This is a genomic window from Glutamicibacter sp. AGC84, from assembly GCF_053543575.1.
In genome coordinates this window covers 147,306-152,519 of the sequence record NZ_JBLVOC010000020.1, presented here as the reverse complement: position 1 = coordinate 152,519, position 5,214 = coordinate 147,306, and the positions used below count along the sequence as shown (strand labels likewise).

The following is a 5,214-nucleotide window of genomic DNA, read 5'->3' as shown; positions in this document are numbered from 1 at the left end:
CCGGCCTGCTGCGCGGGGCCGGGGCCGGCTAGGCCTTGCGGTTCACGCCGACAAAGGAGATGCCGGTGGTTGGCAGCGGCGCGAAGCCTTCCAGCGCGTTTTCGTCCCAGGCCGATGGCAGCTGGCGGTGCAGCACCGGGTAGAGCGGGGCCTGTTCGGCGACGATGTTGATCGCCTTGCCCCACGCCGCCATGGCCTTGTTCGAATCATCGGTCTGGATGGCCGCGTCCAGCTGCTTCTGCAGCTCCTTGTATTCGGGCGTATCGTTCCAGCGGAAGCGGTTCTTCGGCCAGACATCGCCGCGGTAGAACCAGCTCATCAGCAGGTCCAGGTCGTTGCCGAAGACCGATGGGTCGCCCGGGGCGGCCACCACCGAGAAGGTGCCGCTGTCCACGTTGTCGGTGTACAACGCGCCGGATTGCAGGTTCTTCATGGTGACCTTCACGCCCGGGATCTTGTTCCAGGACTCGAGGATCAGCGGGGCGATGTCCTTGACCCACGAGGTGTCGGTGGTCAGCAGCTCGAATTCCAGCTTGTCCACGCCGGCTTCGGCCAGCAGCGCCGCGGCCTTCTGGGCGTCGTAGCCGTAGACCGTGTCCGCCTTGATGTACTGCGGGTGGCTTTCTTGCACATAGGAGCTGGCGGCCTTGGCGTTGCCCAGCAGCGCGGTGCTGATGATCGACTCGGTGTCCAGGCCGTAGTGCAATGCCTGGCGGACCAGGGCGTTGTCGAATGGCTTCTTGGCGCAGTTGAACATCAGGAACAGCAGGCCGAAGGAATCGGCGCTCTTCACCGTGGCCTTCGAGGCCAGGCGGTCCATGTCGAGGTACGGCACGTCCTCGATGGCCTGCACGCGGCCCGATTCCATGGCGGTCACGCGGGCGGCCGCGTCGGAGAGCAGGAACCAGGTCATGCCGCTGGCGGCCGCAGGGTATTTGCCGTTGTAGTCCTCGAACTTCTCGAAGACGATCTTGTCGTCCTTGGTGGCCGAGACCAGCTTGTACGGGCCGGTGCCGATCGGCGCGGCGTCGAAGCCGGCCTGGTCATTGGAAGCCACGGCCTTCGGCACGATCTTGACCACCGAGATGCGGGTCGGGAACAGCGGGAAGGCGTAGTTCAGCGTGAACGCCACGGTCTTCTCGTCCTTGGCCTTCACCGACTTGATGAAGGGGATGAACTGGGCGAACAGCGAGGCGTTGCCGGTGTCCAGCACCCGCTCGAAGGAGTAGACGACGTCCTGGATGGTGACCGCTTCCCCGTTGTGGAAGGTGGCCCCGTCGCGCAGGGTGATTTCCCAGCTGGTGTCGTCAATCTGCTTCGGTTCTGCCGCGGCCAGCGCCAGGTAGGGTTCGCGGGTGGCCGGGTGCAGGTCCACCAGGCCCTCGAAGATGTGCATGTTGGCGGCGAACGGCGTCGCACCGGAGGAGGTCATCGGGTCGAAACCGGTGGACAGGGCGTAGGAAATGCCTGCCTCGATGGTGCCCGTGCCGGCAGCTGCGGTGCTGCCCGCGCCGCCGCTGGCTCCTGGGGAGCAGGCGGCCAGGCTGGCCGAGAATGCCGCAGCAGCGCCAACCATGCCGGTGATCTTCAGGAAATCTCGTCGTGCAAAGGGCTTGTTGGCTACTTCGTTCAAAGCCATTCTTGCCACCTCCAGGAAAATGAGTGAGTGTTGTAGGACGTAGGATGTCCGATCTATGGTCTAGACTGTAGTGGACGTCACGCCGCATGGTCAACTGCGTCACATGAACTTCTCCGACCGCCGAGGAAAGCAGGATCCGTTGAGCACGATGCCAGCCCGCCGATCAGATGCCCGTGCCCGCCTGCGCGCGCTGACCAATGACATCACCGCGCTGATCCTGGAACGCGGACTGCTGCCCGGGGACCCGCTGCCCACCGAGCAGGAACTCATGGCCGAGCTGGGCGTGGGGCGCAACTCCCTGCGCGAGGCGATCAAGGTGCTCCAGGCCCTGGGCATCATCGACACCCGCCACGGTTTCGGCATGTTCGTGGCCCAGGAAAACCTCAACGCCCTGCATGACTCCCTGGCCTTCCGCGGGCAGATGTCGCTGCGCCACCATGGCCATGAGGCCAGTGAGCTGGTCGATGTCCGCCAGGCACTGGAAACCGGCCTGATCGGCCTGGCCATCCGCGCGGTCACCGACGAGCACCTGGAGGCCCTGGAGCAGTGCGTAATCCAGATGGAGCAGCACGCGGCGCGCGAGGAGACCTTCGTCGAGCAGGACAAGGCCTTCCACCGCATCCTCTTCGAGCCGCTGGGCAACCAGCTGCTGACCAACCTGCTCGGAGTGTTCTGGGATGTCTACCGCACCATCTACGATGCGATCGACTCCGATCTGGAAATCACCCAGCCGGCCAAGACTGCCCAGGACCACCGCGATATCCTCGACGCGGTACGCGCCAAGGATGTGGAAACCGCCCGGCAGTTGATCTCCGAGCACTTCCATGGGATTCGCGCCCTGCTGGCGAGCCGGGAAGTTTAGCAAAAGAACCCTAAAGCATTCCTTTCACAGCTAAGCTGGGGTGGTGGACACACTTCAACGCTATGCACCCAATGAAAACCTCAGGCGCGACGAAGCGGCCTGGCGCGCACGGAATATCGAATGGCACTTCGCCGAGGTCCAGCTCGATCTTTCCAATGCCACCGATCGCACAGCCACCAGCTTCAGCTCGATCACCACGCTGAACTTCAGCTCCAAGGATCCGGCGGCCTTCATCGACTTCATCCACGAATCCGTGGACGAGGTACTGGTCAACGGCACCGCGATCGACCTGGAATCCGCAGTGCTCGATGCACGCATCTACCTCGACCAGCTGCGCACCGACGTGCCGAACACCGTGAAGATCAGCGGGCGGGCGATCTACTCGCGCTCCGGCGAGGGCCTGCACCGCTTCGTGGATCCGCAGGATGGGCAAACCTACCTCTACACCCAGTTCGAGCCTTCCGAGGCGCGCCGGGTCTTCGCCTGCTTCGAGCAGCCCGACCTGAAGACCAGCTACCGCTTCACCCTCACCGGCCCAGCCTCCTGGCACCTGGCCAGCAACCAGCCGATCGTCGATGAGGTACTGCACGATGACGGCACCAAGACCGTGGCCTGCGCCCCGACTCCCCCGATTTCCAGCTACATCACCGCGGTGCTGGCCGGACCGTACCACGTGGTGCGCGGCGAGCACCTCCAGCGGCTGGACGACGGCGAAGAGCTGAGCATCGAGATGGCCGCCACCTGCCGCGCCTCGCTGGCCGAGCACTTCGACGGCGACGAGATCATCAAGCTGACCAGCCAGGGCCTGGACTACTACCACCAGCTGTTCGACTACCCCTACCCGTGGGGCAAGTACGACTCGGCGTTCGTGCCGGAGTACAACCTCGGCGCCATGGAAAACCCGGGCCTGGTCACCTTCACCGAACGCTACGTCTTCACCTCGCATGCCACCGAAGGGCAGTACGAGCAGCGCGGCAACACCCTGATGCACGAAATGGCGCACATGTGGTTCGGCGACCTGGTCACCATGAAGTGGTGGGATGACCTGTGGCTCAAGGAATCCTTCGCCGACTACATCGGCACCCTGGCCAACGACGAAGCCACCGATTTCACCACCGCGTGGACCACCTTCGCGGCGCGCCGCAAGGCCTGGGCCTACGTGGCCGACCAGATGCCCACCACCCACCCCATCGTGGCCGACATCCCGGACCTGCTGGCCGCGGACCAGAATTTCGATGGCATCACCTACGCCAAGGGCGCCAGCGTGCTCAAGCAGCTAGCCGCCTTTGTCGGCGCCGAGGCCTTCCGCGACGCCGCCCGCGCCTACTTCCGCAAGCACGCCTACGGCAATACCTCGCTGGATGACTTCCTCGAAGCGCTCGAAGCGGCCAGCGGCCGCGATATGGTCCAGTGGGCGAATGCCTGGCTGAAGACCAGCGGCGTGCCGAAGCTGCACGTCGAATACACCACCGATGCCGGCGGCACCATCACCGCGGCATCGCTGATCCAGTCGGGCACCGATCCGGTCACCGGGCAGAAGATCGCCCGCCCGCATGTGCTTTCGGTCGGCGCCTACCAGCTGGACGGGAGCCAGCTGGTGCGCACCGACTCGGTGGACGTGGAGCTCTCCGGCGAATCGGCGGCCCTGGACTTCCTGGTCGGACGCCGGATCCCGGATCTGCTGCTGCCCAACGACGGCGATGAGACCTATGCGCTGATCGAATTCGACCCGGTTTCGCGTGCCACCTTGCTCGGCCACCTCTCGGGCCTGGCCGACTCGCTGCCCCGCGCCACCTGCTGGGCGTCGCTGTGGGATGCGGTGCGTTCGGCCACCTTGGATGCGCAAAGCTACGTGCAGGCGATCCTCGATCACGCGCACGCCGTCACCGACGCGGGCGTCTTCGGGGTGCTTACCGACCAGCTGGCCACCTCGATTTCCAAGTACGTTGCCCCCGAGCTGCGCGCGGAGCTGCGCCAGAAGGCCGCCGCGACCCTCACCGGATGGCTCACCCGGTTCGAGGCCGGCGGAGACCAGCAGACCACCACCGCGCGCACCCTGGTTCGCCTGGCCCGTGCCGGCGTGGCCCCGGAGGTGCTCGACGCCTTCCTGGGCGAGCAGCCCAATGCCTACCAGGTCACCGTCGATGAGCAGCTGCTGTGGGGTTCCTACATCGCTCTGGCCGCTTCCGGCCGGCTCGACGAGGCCGCCGAGGCGTCCATGCACGAAGCGGCCAAGGCCAGCCCCACCAGCGTGGCGCAGAACTCGGTCCGCACCGCGCTGGCGGCGCGCCCGGATCCGCAGGCCAAGGACACCGCTTTCGACACTGTGCTGATGGCGCGCGATGAACACGGAGAGTTGTCCAACGATGCCCTCTCGGCCACCGCACTGGGCTTCACCATGGGTTCCTCAGCCCTGCTGGCACCGTTCGAGGAACGCTACTGGGCCGCGATCCTGCCGGTCTTCGAGACCATGGGCATGGAATTCGCCACTCGCGTGATCGAGGGGTTGTATCCAGGGCACCAGGATCTCCAGGGCGCCATCGAGCAGAACCATGCACTGGCTGCCGCGACCAGCTGGCTGGAACGCCATGAGAGCGCACCGGCCGCCCTCAAGCGCATCCTGCTTGAGGAACGCGCAGAACTGGAACGCTCGCTGAAGGCCCAGGCCTACAGCCGCACCAGCCGCTAGGCGCTGGCCCTCCGAAGCCGGGGC

At 65.5% G+C, this 5,214-nt stretch carries 3 protein-coding genes; 2 read left to right on the top strand and 1 reads right to left on the bottom strand.

From position 1 onward, the window contains the following. Positions 1-28 precede the first annotated feature (28 nt). Positions 29-1,639, bottom strand: coding sequence for an ABC transporter substrate-binding protein (locus ACNPN0_RS13030; protein ID WP_448938622.1), 1,611 nt, complete (start codon positions 1,637-1,639; stop codon positions 29-31). 103 nt (positions 1,640-1,742) lie between these two features. On the opposite strand from ACNPN0_RS13030, the gene ACNPN0_RS13025 reads away from it, so the two are divergent. Together ACNPN0_RS13025 and pepN are read left to right on the top strand one after the other, a co-directional pair. After that, positions 1,743-2,501 (top strand): FCD domain-containing protein, encoded by a 759-nt coding sequence (locus tag ACNPN0_RS13025; RefSeq protein ID WP_434690392.1) that lies wholly within the window; start codon positions 1,743-1,745, stop codon positions 2,499-2,501. A 43-nt stretch (positions 2,502-2,544) separates the two neighbouring features. Then, the gene (pepN, locus tag ACNPN0_RS13020; RefSeq protein WP_448938621.1) at positions 2,545-5,190 is read left to right on the top strand and encodes an aminopeptidase N; all 2,646 of its coding nucleotides are present in this window, start codon (positions 2,545-2,547) and stop codon (positions 5,188-5,190) included. Positions 5,191-5,214: the final 24 nt, after the last annotated feature.

Excerpts from the sequence above, each read along its gene's own strand:
- ACNPN0_RS13025 (WP_434690392.1), top strand. The coding sequence starts at position 1,743 with ATGAACTTCTCCGACCGCCGAGGAAAGCAGGATCCGTTGAGCACGATG.
- ACNPN0_RS13030 (WP_448938622.1), bottom strand. The coding sequence starts at position 1,639 with ATGGCTTTGAACGAAGTAGCCAACAAGCCCTTTGCACGACGAGATTTC.